Origin of the sequence: Pseudomonas inefficax, from assembly GCF_900277125.1 — a bacterium.
Classification (GTDB): domain Bacteria; phylum Pseudomonadota; class Gammaproteobacteria; order Pseudomonadales; family Pseudomonadaceae; genus Aquipseudomonas; species Aquipseudomonas inefficax.
In genome coordinates this window covers 84,142-101,332 of the sequence record NZ_OPYN01000046.1, presented here as the reverse complement: position 1 = coordinate 101,332, position 17,191 = coordinate 84,142, and the positions used below count along the sequence as shown (strand labels likewise).

At 64.2% G+C, this 17,191-nt stretch carries 15 protein-coding genes, 1 tRNA gene and 1 pseudogene; 9 read left to right on the top strand and 8 right to left on the bottom strand.

Features of this window, described 5'->3' with window-relative positions; all coding sequences use genetic code 11:
- The 3 genes from JV551A3_RS05195 to JV551A3_RS05185 form a co-directional block, all read left to right on the top strand.
- Positions 1 to 213, top strand: a 213-nt coding sequence (locus tag JV551A3_RS05195) for an aldehyde dehydrogenase family protein (protein ID WP_133978394.1), incomplete at its 5' end; no start/stop codon positions are given.
- Between the two features lie 384 nt (positions 214 to 597).
- Positions 598 to 828: a hypothetical protein gene (locus JV551A3_RS05190; protein WP_235874544.1), complete on the top strand. Its 231-nt coding sequence runs from the start codon at positions 598 to 600 to the stop codon at positions 826 to 828.
- A gap of 223 nt (positions 829 to 1,051) precedes the next feature.
- Positions 1,052 to 2,269: a DUF3422 domain-containing protein gene (locus JV551A3_RS05185; RefSeq protein WP_133970232.1), complete on the top strand. Its 1,218-nt coding sequence runs from the start codon at positions 1,052 to 1,054 to the stop codon at positions 2,267 to 2,269.
- A 129-nt stretch (positions 2,270 to 2,398) separates the two neighbouring features.
- On the opposite strand, the gene JV551A3_RS05180 is transcribed toward JV551A3_RS05185, so the two are convergent.
- From JV551A3_RS05180 to JV551A3_RS05170, 3 genes are all read right to left on the bottom strand, one after another.
- Complete coding sequence (locus JV551A3_RS05180; protein ID WP_133970231.1) at positions 2,399 to 4,810, bottom strand: DUF3772 domain-containing protein; 2,412 nt, start codon at positions 4,808 to 4,810, stop codon at positions 2,399 to 2,401.
- Positions 4,811 to 4,866: 56 nt separating this feature from the next.
- Positions 4,867 to 5,919, bottom strand: coding sequence for a bifunctional DNA-binding transcriptional regulator/O6-methylguanine-DNA methyltransferase Ada (ada, locus tag JV551A3_RS05175; RefSeq protein ID WP_133970238.1), 1,053 nt, complete (start codon positions 5,917 to 5,919; stop codon positions 4,867 to 4,869).
- Positions 5,920 to 6,067: 148 nt separating this feature from the next.
- Positions 6,068 to 6,694: a DNA-3-methyladenine glycosylase family protein gene (locus tag JV551A3_RS05170; protein ID WP_133970230.1), complete on the bottom strand. Its 627-nt coding sequence runs from the start codon at positions 6,692 to 6,694 to the stop codon at positions 6,068 to 6,070.
- 172 nt (positions 6,695 to 6,866) lie between these two features.
- Between JV551A3_RS05170 and JV551A3_RS05165 the strand changes: the two genes are divergently transcribed.
- From JV551A3_RS05165 to JV551A3_RS05155, 3 genes are all read left to right on the top strand, one after another.
- Positions 6,867 to 7,382 (top strand): sigma-70 family RNA polymerase sigma factor, encoded by a 516-nt coding sequence (locus JV551A3_RS05165; RefSeq protein WP_133970229.1) that lies wholly within the window; start codon positions 6,867 to 6,869, stop codon positions 7,380 to 7,382.
- Positions 7,369 to 8,325 carry a FecR domain-containing protein gene (locus JV551A3_RS05160; protein ID WP_133970228.1) on the top strand — a complete coding sequence of 319 codons (957 nt, stop codon included), beginning with the start codon at positions 7,369 to 7,371 and terminating at the stop codon, positions 8,323 to 8,325. Before JV551A3_RS05165 ends, JV551A3_RS05160 begins: the two co-directional genes overlap by 14 nt.
- 96 nt (positions 8,326 to 8,421) lie before the next feature.
- Entirely contained in the window at positions 8,422 to 10,890 is a 2,469-nt protein-coding gene (locus JV551A3_RS05155) for a TonB-dependent siderophore receptor (RefSeq protein ID WP_133970227.1), read from the top strand.
- A 160-nt stretch (positions 10,891 to 11,050) separates the two neighbouring features.
- On the opposite strand, the gene JV551A3_RS05145 is transcribed toward JV551A3_RS05155, so the two are convergent.
- The 3 genes from JV551A3_RS05145 to JV551A3_RS05140 all read right to left on the bottom strand — a co-directional run bounded on the left by JV551A3_RS05145 (position 11,051) and on the right by JV551A3_RS05140 (position 13,830).
- Positions 11,051 to 12,208, bottom strand: coding sequence for an MFS transporter (locus tag JV551A3_RS05145; RefSeq protein ID WP_133970226.1), 1,158 nt, complete (start codon positions 12,206 to 12,208; stop codon positions 11,051 to 11,053).
- 83 nt (positions 12,209 to 12,291) lie between these two features.
- Entirely contained in the window at positions 12,292 to 12,429 is a 138-nt protein-coding gene (locus tag JV551A3_RS30610) for a hypothetical protein (RefSeq protein ID WP_166674214.1), read from the bottom strand.
- A gap of 186 nt (positions 12,430 to 12,615) precedes the next feature.
- Entirely contained in the window at positions 12,616 to 13,830 is a 1,215-nt protein-coding gene (locus tag JV551A3_RS05140) for an MFS transporter (RefSeq protein WP_133970225.1), read from the bottom strand.
- A gap of 182 nt (positions 13,831 to 14,012) precedes the next feature.
- Between JV551A3_RS05140 and JV551A3_RS05135 the strand changes: the two are divergent.
- A pseudogene (locus JV551A3_RS05135) lies at positions 14,013 to 14,585 on the top strand (FecR family protein); the annotation flags it as partial.
- A 100-nt stretch (positions 14,586 to 14,685) separates the two neighbouring features.
- Positions 14,686 to 14,762: transfer RNA gene (locus tag JV551A3_RS05130), tRNA-Met, on the top strand.
- Between the two features lie 102 nt (positions 14,763 to 14,864).
- Here the strand turns inward: JV551A3_RS05130 and JV551A3_RS05125 are convergent.
- The gene (locus tag JV551A3_RS05125) at positions 14,865 to 15,482 is read right to left on the bottom strand and encodes a LysE family translocator (protein ID WP_133970223.1); all 618 of its coding nucleotides are present in this window, start codon (positions 15,480 to 15,482) and stop codon (positions 14,865 to 14,867) included.
- 246 nt (positions 15,483 to 15,728) lie between these two features.
- Here JV551A3_RS05125 and JV551A3_RS05120 point away from each other — a divergent pair, with 246 nt between their 5' ends.
- Positions 15,729 to 16,646: a LysR substrate-binding domain-containing protein gene (locus JV551A3_RS05120; protein WP_133978392.1), complete on the top strand. Its 918-nt coding sequence runs from the start codon at positions 15,729 to 15,731 to the stop codon at positions 16,644 to 16,646.
- Here the strand turns inward: JV551A3_RS05120 and JV551A3_RS05115 are convergent.
- Complete coding sequence (locus JV551A3_RS05115; protein ID WP_205125930.1) at positions 16,586 to 17,167, bottom strand: D-Ala-D-Ala carboxypeptidase family metallohydrolase; 582 nt, start codon at positions 17,165 to 17,167, stop codon at positions 16,586 to 16,588. The two genes, JV551A3_RS05120 and JV551A3_RS05115, sit on opposite strands and share 61 nt — an antisense overlap.
- Between the last annotated feature and the right edge of the window lie 24 nt (positions 17,168 to 17,191).

Genomic DNA, 17,191 nt, shown 5'->3' with positions numbered 1-17,191 from the left:
CTGGTGGCGACGGTGTGCTCCGCCGACCTGGAGCGCGCCGAGCGGGTGGCCGATGCCCTGGAGGTTGGCCATGTGTGGATCAATTCGGTACAGGCGGTGTTCGTCGAAACCTCGTGGGGCGGTACCAAGGGCAGCGGGATCGGGCGTGAACTGGGGCCTTGGGGGTTGTCGGCCTACCAGTCGGTCAAGCATGTGACGCGGTGTTTAGGCTGATATCGCAAGGGGCCGCTTTGCGGCCCATTCGCCGGCAAGCCAGCTCCCACCTCGACCACACCGGCCTCAAGCCATGTGCAAATACCTGTAGGAGCGACCTTGTGTCGCGATGGGGCGCGAAGCGGCCCCAGGTTTTCAGCTTCGCAGCAAAGATTGCCGGGGCCGCTGCGGCCCATCGCGACACAAGGCCGCTCCTAAAAGGGCCAGTGCTGGCTTGAAGAGATATCCAAGACAGTTGCTCCCACCCCGACCGCATTGACCTCAAGCCATGCGCTATCCCTGTGGGAGCTGGCTTGCCGGCGATCGAGGGCGAAGCCCTCGTCTTGGCCCTTCAAATGTAAGATTTTTCCCAACCTGAAACCAAATGCTTCAGCTGGAAGTAGCTTGGGAATCATCCAACCCACGCCGCAGCCGTTTCTCTACACCATCAACAACGACTTACCCTCACCCGAGGCGCTGCGATACGTCTCGCGGTTGCTGCTCGGCATCGAGGACACCCTGGACGAATACAACTGCGCCAACGCTGGCGAACCGGGCATCGGGTTGTTGGTCAATACTGTGCATAACGTGCAAATGACCCGGGCGCTCAACCAGTTGCTGTTGAACCGCGAGTAAAGCCTGACATTGATGCTGGATTCACCGGCCTCTTCGCGGGCACGCCCGCTCCCACAGGGACGGTGCCGCCCGTGAGTGCTGTGCAGTACCTGTGGGAGCGGGCTTGCCCGCGAAGAGGCCGGTACAAGCGACACAAAACTCTGCCCCCGCGTGACTTTCCCCTCCCCCCGCAAAGTCCCACTTCCTGGTACCCCCACAATCACAACACCAGGCCGGACCACCCATGCATCCTCAACGCACCGCCTTGCACAACGAACTGCACGCCCGCCCGTCGCTGTATTTCGACGGCCCGGCGCATGTCTTCCATCTGGCCTTGCTCGGCGGCGATGCTGCCTGTGCGGCACTGCTGCAACGCTGCTGCCCGGATGCCCTGGACACCGCAGCCGCCCAAGGCATCACCCGCCTGAATGGCCACCCGTTCAAGTGGGAGCGGCACACCGAGTTCTTCACCCTGACCCTGGTGGTGCCCTGCACTGCCGCCGACACCAAGTGGCAAACCCTGCCGCCGGTGCTGGCCGAGGCTATCGCCCCGCAAGCGGCGCAAGTGATCAACGCCGTGCAGGTGCTGGTCCGTGACGAACAGGACCTGGACTTGCCCCAATACGGCTTCAAGGACCCGTGCGGCTCCTGCGTCGGCGGTGGCGATGCGGTGGTGTGGAGCGATTTTCGCCTGACCGAGGACGGCACCAACCGCTTCCTGTTCATCAACCGTCGCCTCAATGCCTACCGTCAGGGCCGCATGATCCGCCGTCTGCTGGAGATCGAGACCTACCGCATGATGGCCTCGCTGACCCTGACCACCGCCAAGGACCTGAGCCTGGAGCTGGATGCCTTCGACAAGACCCTGGTCAGCCTCTCGGAGCGTAGTGCCGGGGTCGATGGCCATGATTCCAAAGGGTTGTTGGAGGCCATTGCCCACCTGTCACGCCAGGTGGTCAGCCGCACGGTGAAGACCCGCCACCGCTTCGGCGCCACGCAAGCCTATGCGCAACTGGTGTTCGAGCGCCTGGGCGAACTGCGGGAAAGCCATGTGGGCGACTGCCAGCGCCTGGGGGTGTTCATCGAACGCCGGTTCAAGCCGACCGTGCGTTACTGCGCGGCCACCGAACAGCGCCTGGAGCAGCTGGCGAAGAATGTGGCCAACCTGGGCGATCTGTTGCAAGCGCGGGTACAGGTGGAGATGGAAGAACAGAACGCCGAGATCCTGCGCAGCCTCAATGCCAGGGCCGATGCTCAGGTGAAGATCCAGCGGGCGGTGGAGGGGCTGTCGATCATTGCCATCACCTACTACCTGCTGAACTTGTTCAAGCTGCTGTATGGCGGGCTGAATGTGCTGGGGTTGGGGCTGACGGCGCGGGATGGGCTATTGGCCATGGCGCCGCCTGTGCTGTTGGTGTTGCTGGTGATTTTGCTGAGGATCAGGCAGGCCAAGCAGCATTGAGGCTGGGGGCGCTTTGCGCCCCATCGCGACACAAGGCCGCTCCTACAGGGATCGCGCAGCCGGTTGGATTGCACATTCCCTGTAGGAGCGGCCTTGTGTCGCGATGGGCTGCAACGCAGCCCCCAAGGCTCACACCGACTCGTCAGCCGAGCGCGCGCCCTCCTGCACCAACACCATGCTCTGCGGCGACGACAGGGAAATGCCCTCATCACGCAAACGACCAAGAATGGTGAACAACAGATCGCTACGGGTACCGGACACCTGCCGCGGCCCCGCCACGTAACCACTTACACCAATCACCATCCCGCTGCTGGTCAGGTCCTTGAACGACACTGACGTCGCCGGCGCGTCCAGAATCGCTTCGTGCTCCTGGTACGCCGCCAGCAGCAACTCGCGCACGCGGTTGGCGTCGGTCTCCAGCGGCAGCGTCAGCGTAATGCCGACCACACCCAACGCATTACCCATGGTCACGTTGCGCACGTTCTGCGAGATGAACTGCGAGTTGGGCACGATCACCGTCGAACGGTCGGACATCTGGATCTCGGTGGCGCGCACGTTGATACGGCGAATGTCGCCCTCGACGCCCGCCAGGCTGACCCAGTCGCCCACCTTCACCGGGCGCTCGGTCAGCAGGATCAGGCCGGAAATGAAGTTCTGCACGATCTGCTGCAAACCGAAACCGATACCCACCGACAGGGCACTGACTACCCAGGTCAGGCTGGTGAGGTTGATGCGCAGGGTCGACATCACCAGCATGGCCAGGAAGATGAAGCCCAGGTAGCCCACCAGGGTCACCAGCGAGGCACGCATGCCGGCGTCCATGTCGGTTTCCGGCAGCAGGCGATCGCTCAGCCAGCGCTTGACCACGCGGATGGCGAACAGGCCGCCGAGGAACATCACCACTGCCAACAGGATGTCCTGGGGGACAATGTTCATGTTGCCCAGCAGCTTGCCGCCGGTCTCGTCCCAATCACCCAGGCTCAGCAGCAGCTCGCTGGGGCTGGTGCCCGATGGCATCAGTGCCAGCAACAACGCCAGGAACAGCACCACGGTGCGGCCGATACCAGCCAGGATGGTGCTGGCCTGGGCCTGGTGACGTGGCGCCAGGCCCAGGGTCGAGGCCAGCGCCAGGCCGCCGGGTTGGCGGGGCGACAGCAGGGTTTCGCAGAGGTCGCCAAAGAACGTGGTCAGCAGGTAGGCGCAGGTGACCACCAGGCTGACCCACAGCAGCTTGGCAGTGAGGAAGTAGGCCAGTGTCAGGTACCCGGCGAGCAGGGCCAGCAGGATCAGCGTCAGCCAGATCACCATCACGAACGGGATCAGCCCGGCCAGGCCTGTGGGGCGCTCCAGGTCATGCTTGCGCAGGGTGCGGCGGTAACGCAGCAGCGCACCGGCGAAGGTGACCGCCACTACCAGCGCGGTCAGGCCGTTGACCGCCACGGTCAGCGCCAGGCTGGCACCGATCACGCTGTTGATGCGTTCCATGGTCATCATGACCATCAGCGCCAACGCCAGCACCTTGGGGAACCAGCCCAGGGCGCTGGCCACTTCGTCGTGAATCGGCGGCAGGCGCCAGGATGGGCGCTGCAGCATCAGCATGGCGCGGCCCAGGCCGGTGATGAAGGCGCTGAACACCACCAGCGCGAGCACATGGTTGGCCAGGCTGGCGATATCGGAGCCCAGCTCGGCGCTGCTCTCCAGCCCCCAACGCAGCAGCGAGACCGAGCCGGCGATGGTACCCAGGGTTGCCAGGCTCACCCCCAGCGCCAACGCACTGCGGCGCAGGCGGCCTTCGGGTAGCCAGCTGACCATGGCGCCGGCCAGCAGGCGCTCGAGCATGCGGCGCACCAGGGTCCATACCAGGATTGCCGCCACCAGGCTGGTAATGAACAGCCAGCGATGCTCGGCGCTGAAGGCGCTGGCAATGGCATCGGCAGTCTCGCCACGCAGGTCACGCAGGCGTGCCACGTCGTCCTGGGTGGGGCGAATGATGCTCTGCCAGAACGCCGGGCTCAGCGGTGAGGCCGCGCGGCTGGTGATCTGCGAGTTGAACTGGCTGCGGCGCAGGTTGACGATTTGCGTGGACAGGTCGCGGGCCGACTGGGTCAGCTTGGTCGCCTGCTCCTGCTGGGCTACCAAGGCCTTCTTCTCGGCCTCCAGCTCCTTGCGCTGCTGGGTCAGGGTGGCAGCCTCGTCCGGCTGGACCGGCCCGATGACCTTGAGCTTGTCGTCGACTTTCTCTACATCCGTGGTGCGCAGGGCACTTAAGGCATCGGCCTGGCGCTGGACCTGCATGGCGCCCAGACGCAGTTGCGACAGCAGGTCGTCGTTGGCCTCGCTGGTTACCCCCTGGCGGATCTGGTCCAGTCGATCGCTCAACTGCTCGATGCTGGCGTTTTCATCCAGCACGTTCGCTTCGGCAACCGCCAAATTGGACAAAGGCGTGGCCGGGGCCGACCAAACCGGGCTGGCAATGGCCAGCATCAGGGCCATGAAAACCATCAGGCCTGGGCAATAACGGGCAAGGCTGACACGCCTCATCGAATATTCCTCTTTACAATTCGATTTGGCGGGGGATTCTACGCGGCTTCAGGCAATCAGGAGAGTGCCGTTTCTCGCTTGAGCAGTTGTTGTTTGCGCTCGACACCCCAGCGGTAGCCGCTGATGTCGCCGTCCCGGCGCACCACCCGATGACAAGGGATGGCCACGGCGATGTGGTTGGCTGCGCAGGCCAGGGCCACCGCACGCACCGCCTTGGGCGCGCCTATGCGCTCGGCGATGTCGGTGTAGCTGACCCGGCTGCCGGCCGGCACCTCGCGCAGGGCTTGCCACACCCGTTCCTGGAACGCTGTGCCTTGCACATCCAGTGGCAAGGCCAAGCCTAGCGCGGGGGCTTCGACGAAGCCCACTACCTCGGCGACCAACCGTTCGTAAGCACTGTCGCCGCCGACCAGGTGGGCCCTGGGGAATTGGTCCTGCAGGTCGCGCAGCAAGCCCTCGGGGTCGTCGCCCAGCAGGATCGCGCAAATGCCCTTCTCGCTCTGGGCCACCAGGATCGCGCCCAGAGAGCACTGGCCTAGGGCGAAGTGGATGGTTGCCCCGGCGCCGCCGGCGCGGTATTGCCGCGGGCGCATGCCCAGGCGCTGGTCGGCGCTTTCGTAGAAACGGCTGTTGGAGTTGTAGCCGGCATCATAGATGGCATCGGTGACAGAGCGCTGGCCATCTTCCAGGTGCGCGCGCAGGCGCCGGGCGCGGAAGGCGGTGGCGTAGGCCTTGGGGGTGAGCCCGGTTTCGGCCTTGAACAGGCGGTGCAGGTGGAAAGGGCTGACGGCCAGTTGGGCGCTGAGTTGGTCGAGGCTGGGCGCAGGGTCGCTGGCTTCGATCAGCCGGCAGGCGCGGGTGACCAGCTGGCTGTGGCGCGTGGCGCTGGTGGTGGCGATGCAACGTTTGCAGGCGCGGTAGCCGGCGGCCTCGGCGGCGGCTGGGGTGTCGTAGAACTCGACGTTGGTTCGCTTGGCCAGGCGTGATTTGCAGCCGGGGTGGCAGTAGATACCGGTGGTGCGCACGGCGTAGACGAAGTGACCGGTGGCGGCGGTTTCGCGGGATGCTACGGCTTGCCAGCGTTGGTCGGGGGTGGTGTAGGAGCTCATGGGTAAATGTCCAGGTAGGTTGTTGCCTTTGCCGGCCTCTTCGCGGGTAAACCCGCTCCCACAGGTACTGCATAGACGTTCAAGGCTGTGGAAATCCCTGTGGGAGCGGGTTTACCCGCGAAAGGGCCGGCACAGGCAGTGCAAGACCTCAGGCCCGCCACAGGTACCAGGCCGCCACGGTGCGATACGGCCGCCAACCGCCGCCCAGCGAACGCATCTGCGCAGGCGTCGGTGCCTTGTCCAGCCCCTTCAGCCGCCGGTAGCCCTCGCGCACGCCAAAATCGTCGACGGGCAGTACGTCCGAACGCGCCAGGCTGTAGATCAGCAACATCTCCACCGTCCACCGCCCTACCCCGCGCAATGCCACCAGCCGTTCGATCAACGCCTCGTCAGCCAGGGCCAGTGTCTCTTCCCGAGTCGGCACCAGGCCGTCCAGCCGGCCTTGGGCAATACCCTGGATCGTCGCCATCTTGCTCGCGGAAAAACCACAAGCGCGCATGGTTTCCGGTGTAACCGCCAACAACTGCTCCGGCCCTGGGAACGCGGCATCCGGGAACAGCGCCAGCAAGCGCCCAAGAATTGCCTCGGCAGCACGGGCATGCAGTTGCTGGTAGGCAATCGCCCGCACCAACACCTCGTAAGGCTCACGCCCCGGCGTGGCCTGGTGCAGGCAAGGCCCGGTCGCCGCGATATGCCGCGACCAGTCAGGGTCGAGCGCCGCCAGGTATTCGGTGGCCTCGCGGTACGCGTCATGCGAAAGGTCGGCCAGGATCATGGCACCTCCATCAAGTCGATTGCAGGTCCAGCTTAGCGCAGCCGCTCATCGGGCAAACGCCGGTTCTTGCGCGGCTAATTCCTGGCATGCCATTGCTCCGAGCTATCGTCCCCGCATAGAATTGAGAACAATTCACAATCGCATATATCCACAGGACCGGGCCTTCACCAAGATGCAGATCAACGACACGCTCAAGCCGACCGAGGTCGCTCTGCTCTACCAGGCCCACCACAGCTGGCTTCACGGCTGGCTGCGCAGCCGGGTCGGCTGCAGCGAGCACGCCGCCGACCTGGCCCAGGATACCTTCGTGCGGCTGTTGCGGGCCCGCCAGCTGTCGCCGCTGAAGGAGCCACGCGCCTATCTCAGCAGCATCGCCCGTGGCCTGATGATCGACCAGTTCCGCCGCCGCGCGCTGGAACGGGCCTACCAGGAAAGCCTGGCTCACCTGCCCGCAGCCGAAGTACCCAGTGAAGAAGATCGACTGGTTATCCTCGATACCCTGGCGCGCCTCGACCGTGCCCTGCACCAGCTGAAACCGCGTGCCCGCCAGGCATTCCTGCTGGCTCAGCTCGACGGTTTGAGCATCGTCCAGATCGCCCTGCGCCTGGGTGTATCGCGGGCCACCGTCGAACGCGACCTGGCCAAGGCATTGGGCGTCTGCTACCGGTTGCGCTATGCCGACGCCTGACAGCGCGCCCGCGCAGGCGCAGGTCGACCAGGCCATCGACTGGCTAGTGAAATTGCGCTTCGACAGCCCCTGTCCGCGTACCGAGCAACAGTTCCAGCACTGGCTGGCCAGCCATCCGCACAATCCCTTGGCTTGGCAGCGGGTCAGCCACCTCGGTGACGAACTGGCCGGGCTGCCCAAGGCCTTGAGCCGGCGCACTCTGGATGCCAGCCAGCGCCAGCGCATCAGCCGCCGTGACCACCTCAAGCTGCTGGCCGTGCTGGCCGTGGGCGGCAGCCTGGGCTGGGCCGCGCGCGAGCCGTTGGGCATACCCCAACTGCTTGCCGACAGCAGCACTGCCACCGGCGAGCGCCGCCGGTTGCAAGGCAGCGATGGCAGCCGCATCCAGCTCAATACCGCCAGCGCCATCGACCTGAGTTACAGCGCCGAGCAGCGCAGGCTGCAACTGGTGCGTGGCGAGGTGAGCCTGGACAGCAACCCCAACGACAACCGCCCGTTCCGCATCGACACACGCATTGGCCAACTGGCCACTCTCGACAGCCACCTGCTGCTGCGCGAGAACGACCAGGGCCTGTTGCTGGCGGTACGCCGGGGCGACGTCACGCTGTTCCCCTCCTCGGCCTCGCCACGCCGGGTGCTGCCAGGCGAAACCTTGCAGGTGTGGGCCAGTGGCAGCTTCCAGGCGGTGACGCTGCACAGCGACCCCTGGGGCTGGACCGACGGCGTGCTCAGCGTGCAGCAGATGCCGCTGGGCGAGTTCATCGCCGAAGTGGCGCGCTACCGCCCAGGCCTGCTGCGCTGCGCCCCCGAAGTGGCAGAGCTGAAGGTATCTGGTACCTACCAGCTGGCCGACACCGGGCAGATCCTGCAACTGCTAACCCGCAGCCTGCCTGTGCGGGTCGAATACCGCACGCGTTATTGGGTGAGCATCGGTGCGGCCTGAAAAATTCTCGAAAATAAATGAGGTGGAATCTCATTCTCGTCCGGCCTGAAGGAACAAAACCCGAAAAGTGGTCTTCACAACCTTCAGGAGCGCTTCATGATTGCCCCGTGTTCCCCTCGCAACGACAGGCTGCGCCGTGCCGTACGCGCGGCCGTGTTCGGCCTTGGCCTGGCAGCTGGCGGCACCTTGCCGGTCATGGCCCAGGCTGCAGCGGCCAGCCAGAGCCAGCAGACCGACTGGAACATCCCGGCCGGCCCGCTGGCTCCGGCGCTGGACCAGTTGGCCCGCCAGGGCGGCCTGAACCTGTCGTTCGACGCGAACAGCCTGCAGGGCAAGACCACCCGCGGCGTACAGGGCCGACATGACGGTGCGGGGGCGCTGTCGATCCTGTTGCAGGGCAGCAACGTGCAGGTCCAGCAGGAAAGCGCAACCAGCTTCCTGCTGATGCCGGCGCTGGATGTGGGAAACGCCCTTGAGCTGGGCGCTACCAGTATTTCCAGCGACCGCCTGGGCGAAACCACCGAGCACACCGGCTCCTACACTACCGGCGAAGTGACCATCGGCAAGATGCCGCAAACCCTGCGCCACACCCCGCAATCGGTCAGCGTGATAACCCGCCAGCGCATCGATGACCAGAACATCACCAACCTGACCAACCTGCTGGAGCAGACACCCGGCGTGGTGGTCAACTACACCGACAGCGAGCGGGTGCAGTACTACTCGCGCGGCTTTGCCATCGATGCCATCCAGTACGACGGCGCCACCGTGGTGCAGAGCAGCGGTGGCGGTTCGTTCATCCAGACCGACTCGGCGTTCATCGACCGCGCTGAAGTGCTGCGCGGCGCCACCGGCATGCTGCGTGGCGCCGGCAACCCGTCGGGCACGGTGAACCTGGTGCGCAAGCGCCCGACCCATGACTTCCAGGCTACGGGCAGCGTGACCCTGGGCTCGTGGAATGCCCAGCGCTACGTGGCCGATATCTCCGGCCCGCTGACCGAAACCGGCAACGTACGCGGGCGGGTGATCGCCGTGCATGACGACCGCGACCTGTTCCAGGACTCGCGCATGGAGCGCAAGGAAGCGTTCGGCGGCTCGCTGGCCTTCGACCTGGACGACAGCACCACGCTGACCACCGGTGTCGAATGGACCAAGCTCGACGCCACCGGAGCCTGGGGCAACCTGCCCGCCGACGCCAGCGGCGCCCCCTTGCCTTTCGGACGCAGCACCTACCTGGGCGCCGACTGGAACCGCTGGGACCGCAGCAACCTGAACACCTTTGCCGAACTGGAACACCGCTTCGACAACGACTGGACCCTGAAGCTGATGGCCCTGCGTACCCACTTCGAGCTGGATGACCATGGCTTCAAGCAAACCTACATGGAACGCGCACCGGCCAACCTGAACCCCAGCGGCAACCCGTACCTGATGCAATATCAGGTTACCGAAGGCGACGGCGGCGAGAGCCTGCAGAACAACCTGAGCGCCACCCTCAACGGCCCGTTCGACCTGTTTGGCCGCACCCACGAGCTGATGGTCGGCGTCGAACGGATTCGCAACGACTCCTACGCTTCGGCCACCAACCGGGTGATTTCCGGGCTGTACGACATCCGCTACTGGGACCCGAAAACCAGCCTGCCCGAACCGGACATCGACATCACCGCGCATCCGGTGCGCACCCGTACCACCCAGCAAGCGGCGCATGCCACCTGGCGCATCTCGCTGGCCGAACCGCTGACCGCGATCATCGGCGCACGGGCCAACTGGTATGACTACGAACAGGAAAACAACACCGGTGCCAACGGCAAGTTCAGCGTCGACGAGAAGATCGTGCCGTATGCGGCGCTTATCTACGACCTGGATGACCACTTCAGCGTGTATGCCAGCTACACCGAGATATTCAGCCCGCAAACGGTGGTGGACAAGAACAACTCGGTGCTCGACCCGATCATCGGCGAAGCCTACGAAACGGGTATCAAGGGCGAGTTCTACGATGGCCGGCTGAACACCAGCCTGGCGTTTTTCCGTATCAACCAGGTCGGTACGCCGGTGGATGACCTGTCCACGCCAATCGGCTGCAACGGCACCACCGGCCGCTGCAAGATCGCCTCGGGCAAGAGCCGCAGCGAGGGCATCGACCTGGAGATTTCCGGCGAAGTGCTGCCGGGCTGGCAGGTCACCGGTGGCTACACCTACAACACCACCGAGTACCTGAAAAACTCGGCAGCCACCAATGGCAACGCGATCCGCACCACCGACCCGGAGCACATGCTGCGGCTGTTCACCAGCTACCGCCTGCCGGGCACGCTGGATGCCTGGACCATTGGCGGCGGCGTGCAGGCGCAGAGCGACATCTATTCAGAAAGCGGCACGGCCAAGGCGACCCAGGCGGGGTATGCGGTATACAACGGCATGCTCGGGTATCGCATCAACGACAACTACTCAGTACAACTGAACGCCAACAACATCTTCGACAAGAAGTACTACCGACAGATCGGCACCACGGCGACGGGGTACTACTGGGGCGAGCCGCGCAATGTGTCGGTGACCTTGCGCGGGAGTTTCTGACAGAGCAACACGGTCGCCTTGTGGGAGCGGCCTTGTGTCGCGAAAGGGCCGCGATGCGGCCCCAGGGTTTCAACTGCGCCGGATAGATTTTTGGGGCCGCTTTGCGGCCCTTTCGCGACACAAGGCCGCTCCCACATGTATTGCGCACGCCAGGAAGGCCTCAGTCCGCCACCGCCCGCAACCGCCCCGCGCGTCGGTACGACTGCCGGGCAAAGCACACGAACAACCCGGCCATCAACGCAAGCGCGATGGGCAGACCATGCGGCGCCACATCCATCGCCGCACCGCTGACCAGCGGCCCGACCAGGCTGCCCACACCCCACAGCAAGCCCACGCTGGCATTGGCGGTAACCAGGTCCTGCCCCTTGAAGCGCTGCCCGATCAGCACCAGCGCCAGGGTATAGATGCCCCCTGCCACAGCGCCCAGCAGCACCAGCAGCGGCCACAGCAACCAGGTCAGGTTCAGCAGCCAGGGCAGGCCGATACCGATCGCCATCGCCAGCAGCCCGCACACCAGGTGCAGCCCGGTGCGCTCCACCCGGTCGGCCAGCCAGCCAAGCGGCAACTGGAACAACATGTCACCGGCAAACACCACGGTCACCATCAGCGCCGCCACGCCCACGGCAAAGCCATGGCTGGTGGCATACACCGGCAGCAGCGACAGCACCACGGCATCGAAGAACGAGAAGAACAGCACCGCCACGCACAACGCCGGCGCCACACGGAAGAAACCAGCCAGGCCGAAGCTCTTTTCACCTTCTTCATGTTCCACATGGTCGTTGGGCACGGTCAGCACGATGCACAGCAGCGCCAGGCCATAACAGGCGGTGACCACACCAGTTATCCACGGGCTGTCGGCGCCCAGCACTGCCAGCATGGCCGGGCCGAGCACCTGGAAGCCGGTGAAGCTGGTGGCGTAGAGGGCCATGATCTTGCCGCGGTTGTGCTCCGGGCACAGCTCGTTGACCCACGACTCGCCAAGGATGATGGCAATACCCATGCCCAACCCCAGGCCCAGGCGCAGCAGCGCCAACTGCCACAGCGAACCGAACGCAGACTCGAGCAAGGCGATGCTGAGCGTGCACAGGCTGAAGCACAGCAGGTAGATGGTGCGCCGGGTGAGGTGGCGACAGCAGGCGTCGACCAGGAACGCCGAGAGCATCATGCCCGCAGCGGGTATGGCCGAGATGATGCCGATTTCCAGGGTGCTCGCACCGGCTTCATGCAGGCGCAACGACACCAGCGGCAGGCTGGCCCCCAGACTGAAACCCACGACCGAAACGGCGAACAACAAGCCCGCCAGAAAACGCATGTTCATGTACCACTCCTTGCAAACCGAAAAGACGTGCAGACACAGGCGCGCACGCCAGGGCGGCGAGCGACGCGAAAGCGCAGATCAGTTCAAGCGAGGTGTGGCGAGAAGGTGAAGGCAAACAGCACGCTGCGGCGACGCTTGAGCACCGTATCGCTCGGCCACGCACGACGCAGGGCCTGGAAGGCAGGCTGGCGGGCGTTTGGCAGGGACTGGGTACGGCACATTGCTTTGGCTACTACGCAGGTGGTTGGAGAAAGGGCGGACTCTAGGCCACTGCAGGCTGGGTCGTCAAATGCCGAGGGCCTCTACGAGGCCCATTCGCAGCACAAGGCTGCTCCTACAGCGGACCGCGTGCACCTTGTAGGAGCAGCCTTGTGCTGCGAATGGGCTGCAAAGCAGCCCCGGCAATATCAACGCTTGCCGGTACTCGGCAAGAACACCGCCAACAACCCGAACAACGGCAGGAACGAACACACCTCGTACACGTACTCGATGCCACGCATGTCCGCCACATACCCCAGCAAGGCCGCACCGATGCCACCAAAGCCAAACATCAGCCCGAAGAAGATCCCGGCAATCATGCCCACGCTGCCCGGCACCAGCTCCTGCGCATACACCACGATCGCGGAAAACGCCGAGGCCAGGATAAAGCCGATCACCACGCTCAACACGGTAGTCCAGAACAGGTCGGCATACGGCAATACCAAGGTAAACGGCGCCACGCCAAGGATCGAGAACCAGATCACGGCCTTGCGCCCGATGCGGTCACCGATCGGCCCGCCAAAGAAGGTACCCGCCGCCACCGCACCGAGGAACAGGAACAGGTGCAGCTGCGAGCTGGCCACCGACACATCGAACTTCTCGATCAGGTAAAAGGTGAAGTAGCTGGTAAAGCTGGCCATGTAGAAGTACTTGGAGAACACCAGCAGGCCCAGCACGATCAGCGCCGCAACCACCCGCCCGCGGGAAATGCCATGGGTCGCCTGCACTGCCTTGCGCGCCTTGGCCTGGTTCAGGTGCTCCTTGTACCAGCCACGCAGCATCAGGGTGACGCCGAGGAAGAACAGCGCAGCCAGGCCGAACCAGGCCACGTGGCTCTGACCGAACGGAATGACAATGGCCGCCGCCAGCAGTGGGCCCAGGGCAGAGCCGGTGTTGCCGCCGACCTGGAAGGTCGACTGGGCCAGGCCAAAACGCCCGCCCGAGGCCAGGCGCGCAATACGCGAGGTTTCCGGGTGGAAGGTCGACGAGCCGATCCCCACCAGCGCCGATGCCAGCAGAATCATGGGGAAGCTGCCGACGAAGGCCAGCATCACGATACCCACCAAGGTACACAGGGTGCCCAGCGGCAGCAGGTTCGGTGCCGGTCGGCGATCGGTGAAGAAGCCGACCCACGGCTGCAGCAGCGAGGCGGTGATCTGGAACGTCAGCGTGATCATGCCGATCTGGGCGAAACTCAGGTCGTAGTTGGCCTTGAGCATCGGGTAGATCGCCGGCAGCACCGACTGGATCAGGTCATTGATCAGGTGCGCCAGGGCGCAAAAGCCGATGATGCGCATCACCAGCGGCGTGGCTTGGCTCGTCGTCGCACCGGTTGGCGCCGTAGAGGCGCTACTGATAGCCATGTGCCTGAATCTCCATCCGTAGTTTGGGATCCGATTATCGGGAAACGAATAGATACATAGCTACCTTTTTTAATTCTCTGCGACAGCGTACTTGTAAATGGTTCTCAATATAATTAGCATCTTCGGCTCAATACCCTGCAATCATTGGGCGAAACAGCCCTCACCGCGAGCAGACCGAATTCATGAGCCCGATGCCTGCTCGCCCCCGTCCACGACAGATCACCACGCGCGCCAGCCATTTGAGCAAATGGCTGGCGCTACTGTTCCTGCTGGGGCTGGGCACCGCCGTCTACCTGTACTGGCCGCTGATGCAGCGTCTGGGCAGCCAATTGCACACCGATACAGGCGAACGCCGCAGTGTCCGCCTGGCCGATGGCACCACCCTGCACCTGGGCAGCGCCAGCGCTATGAACGCTGACCTGCGCGGGCGCACGCGCCAGCTGCACCTGGTGCAGGGCCGGGTGTACCTTGAGGTGACGCTCGACGGCCGGGCCATGGAGGTGGCAGTGGGCGACGCGCGCATCCAGGTGTTCGGTACTCGCCTGCAGGTCGCCCGCCATGCCGGCCATGACGAACTGGTGGTGCTCAGCGGAAAGGCCATGGTTAACCAGGGTGGCGAACAGCGCATGGTATCGGCGGGCGAGCGGGTAACCTTCGATGGCGCGCGTATCGGCCCGGTGCAGAAAGCCGACCTCAAGGCCGCCGATGGCTGGCGCAGCGGGCAGCTGAAAGCCGGCGACATGCCGTTGGGCAAGACAGAACCCGCGCCTGGCCGCTAAGTTTTTGAAAGCGTGCAAATTTTTTTTGAAATGAGTGTTGACAGGGGGGCCGTTCAAGAGAATAATGCGCGCCATCGGCTACATAGCTCAGTTGGTTAGAGCATAGCATTCATAATGCTGGGGTCCGGGGTTCAAGTCCCTGTGTAGCCACCAAACAAGACGAAGGGCTTACCGCAAGGTAAGCCCTTTTTCTTTGCCTGCAAAAAATTCCCCACAGCCCTGCCCCCTTCCTGCACAGGGCATTCGGTTGCCGGCTCAACGCATGCCGGTTACCGCCACGGCCAGCCCCAACCCGATCAGCGCCAGGCCGATTACCCGGTCCACCAGCCTTTGCCGCTCGATCATCGCCTTGCGCAATGCCGTACTGGAGAAGAACACCGCCACCAGGCTGAACCACAGCCAGTGGGCAACGGACATGAAAGCGCCGTAGGCAAAATCCAGCGCCAGCGAGCTGCCAGGTTGCACCACCTGGGTGAAGGCGCTGATGACGAACAGCATGGTCTTGGGGTTGAGGGCGTTGGTCAGAAAGCCCGTGCGCAATGCCTGCGTTACGCTGGCGGCTGATGATGCGATAACCCCGTCGAGGCTGATGCGTCGGGTGTTGGTCAGTGACTGGTAGCCCAGGTAGACCAGATAACCCGCGCCCAGCACTTTCATGGTCAGGAACAGGGTCGGGCTCTGGCTGATGATCACCGCGATGCCCAGCACCGTGTACAGGACGTGCACCTGCACTCCCAGGGCAATACCCACGGCAGCAGCCAGCCCGGCCTTGCGACCCTGTGCATAACTGCTGCGGGTGACCATGGCGAAGTCAGCACCGGGGCTGATGACGGCGAGCAAGGTGAACAGGGCGACGGCGATGATTTCGGTCATGCTGGTGGCTCTCGATAGGCGATGGAAATGCACAGACCAGGTAATTATCGAGAGCTTATGGATAGGGGAAAATCGATTTATAGTGGGGCAAATCTGATAGCTTTCCTCACAGAAATATAGAACCTGTGCGGGCCTCTTCGCGGGTAAACCCGCTCCCACAGGGACTTCACCAAACCCGAGGGGTGCGTATCACCTGTGGGAGCGGGTTTACCCGCGAAGAGGCCCGCAAAGGCATAAAGGAATGCCATGAAACTGCCGCCACTCAACGCCTTCCGCTACTTCGACATAGCCGCCGAGACCGAAAGCTTCGTGCGCGCCGCCGAGCATCTGCATGTCACCCATGGCGCAGTCAGCCGCCAGGTGCGCCTGCTTGAAGAAAGCCTTGGTGTGGAGTTGTTCGAGCGCCGCAACCGGGCCATTTTCCTCACCCCTGCCGGGCGTGCCTTGCAGGGCACCACCCAGGCGATCTTCGAGCAGCTCGAAGGCGCCGTGCAGCGCTTGCAACAACAGGCCCGCGACAACGTGCTGGTGTTGTCGTGCGAGCCGACCATCGCGATGCGCTGGCTGATTCCGCGCCTGCCCCGCTTCCATGCCGCACATCCCGACCTGCAGTTGCACCTGGTGGCCGCGGGCGGGCCACTGGACTTCGCCCGCAGTGGTGTCGACCTGGCAATACGCCGCGATGACTTCCACTGGGACGAGCAGCTGTACAACCAGAAGATCTGCGACGAATGGATCGGCCCGGTCTGCCGCCCCACCGCCCCCACCCAACTCGAAGGCCAACGCCTGCTGCACAGCGCCACCCGCCCCGGCGCCTGGCCCAACTGGCTGCGCCTGAGCGGCCAGCAGGCCCGGCACACCGAGCGCAGCGACTACGAGCATTTCTACCTGTCTATCCAGGCCGCCAGCGCTGGCCTGGGCCTGGCCATTGCCTCAGCCCTCATGGTGCGCGACGAGCTCGACAACGGGCAGTTGCAGGCACCGTTCGGCTTTGTGCGTGACGGCTCGGCCTACCATCTGCTCAGCCCCCAGCCACTGGAAGACAACGGCAAGCGCCAGCGCTTCGCCACGTGGGTGACGGGCGAATGCACAAACTGCCTGACTCATCTGGGCTTGATACAGAACGACGAACCCGCACGGCCGTCACCACCCCAGGTACGGTAACCCGCAGTATCCACATGTATGCGCCCGGACGGATAGCGCCCCAGGCCCATGTTCCAGGCCTGGCCATACTGCTGCCAGAAACGGCACAGCGGGTTGGGGTCCGCCCAGTCGGGTAGCAGGATATCGACGGCGAACGCGCGGGTATGCGCGCTGTTGGCCGCCCCGCCGGCGCAGGCGTTCAGGCGTGGATCGCGGTAGGCCGAAACCACCTCGAACTGGCGCAGGATGCCTTGCTCGTCGAGCGTCTTGATCAGCGAGAGCGTTGACCGCACTTGCGGCCAGTTGCTGGCAGGTGGCACGGCGAAGGGGGACGCGCGGCATAGCTTCCAGTCCGAAGCCGAACGCAGCAACTGATGGATCGGCACCACGCCATACAGGCGGGCATCCACCAGCATCTCGCGAAACGGCCGGGTCTGATGGTCTCCAGCCCATTGCGCGAACAACCAGATATCACGCTCATCGGCCTGCGCCCCTGCACCCAGCATGCCCAGCACCAGCGGCAGCCATCCAGCACTTTTCATCCCTGCTCCCCTTGCCACAGTATG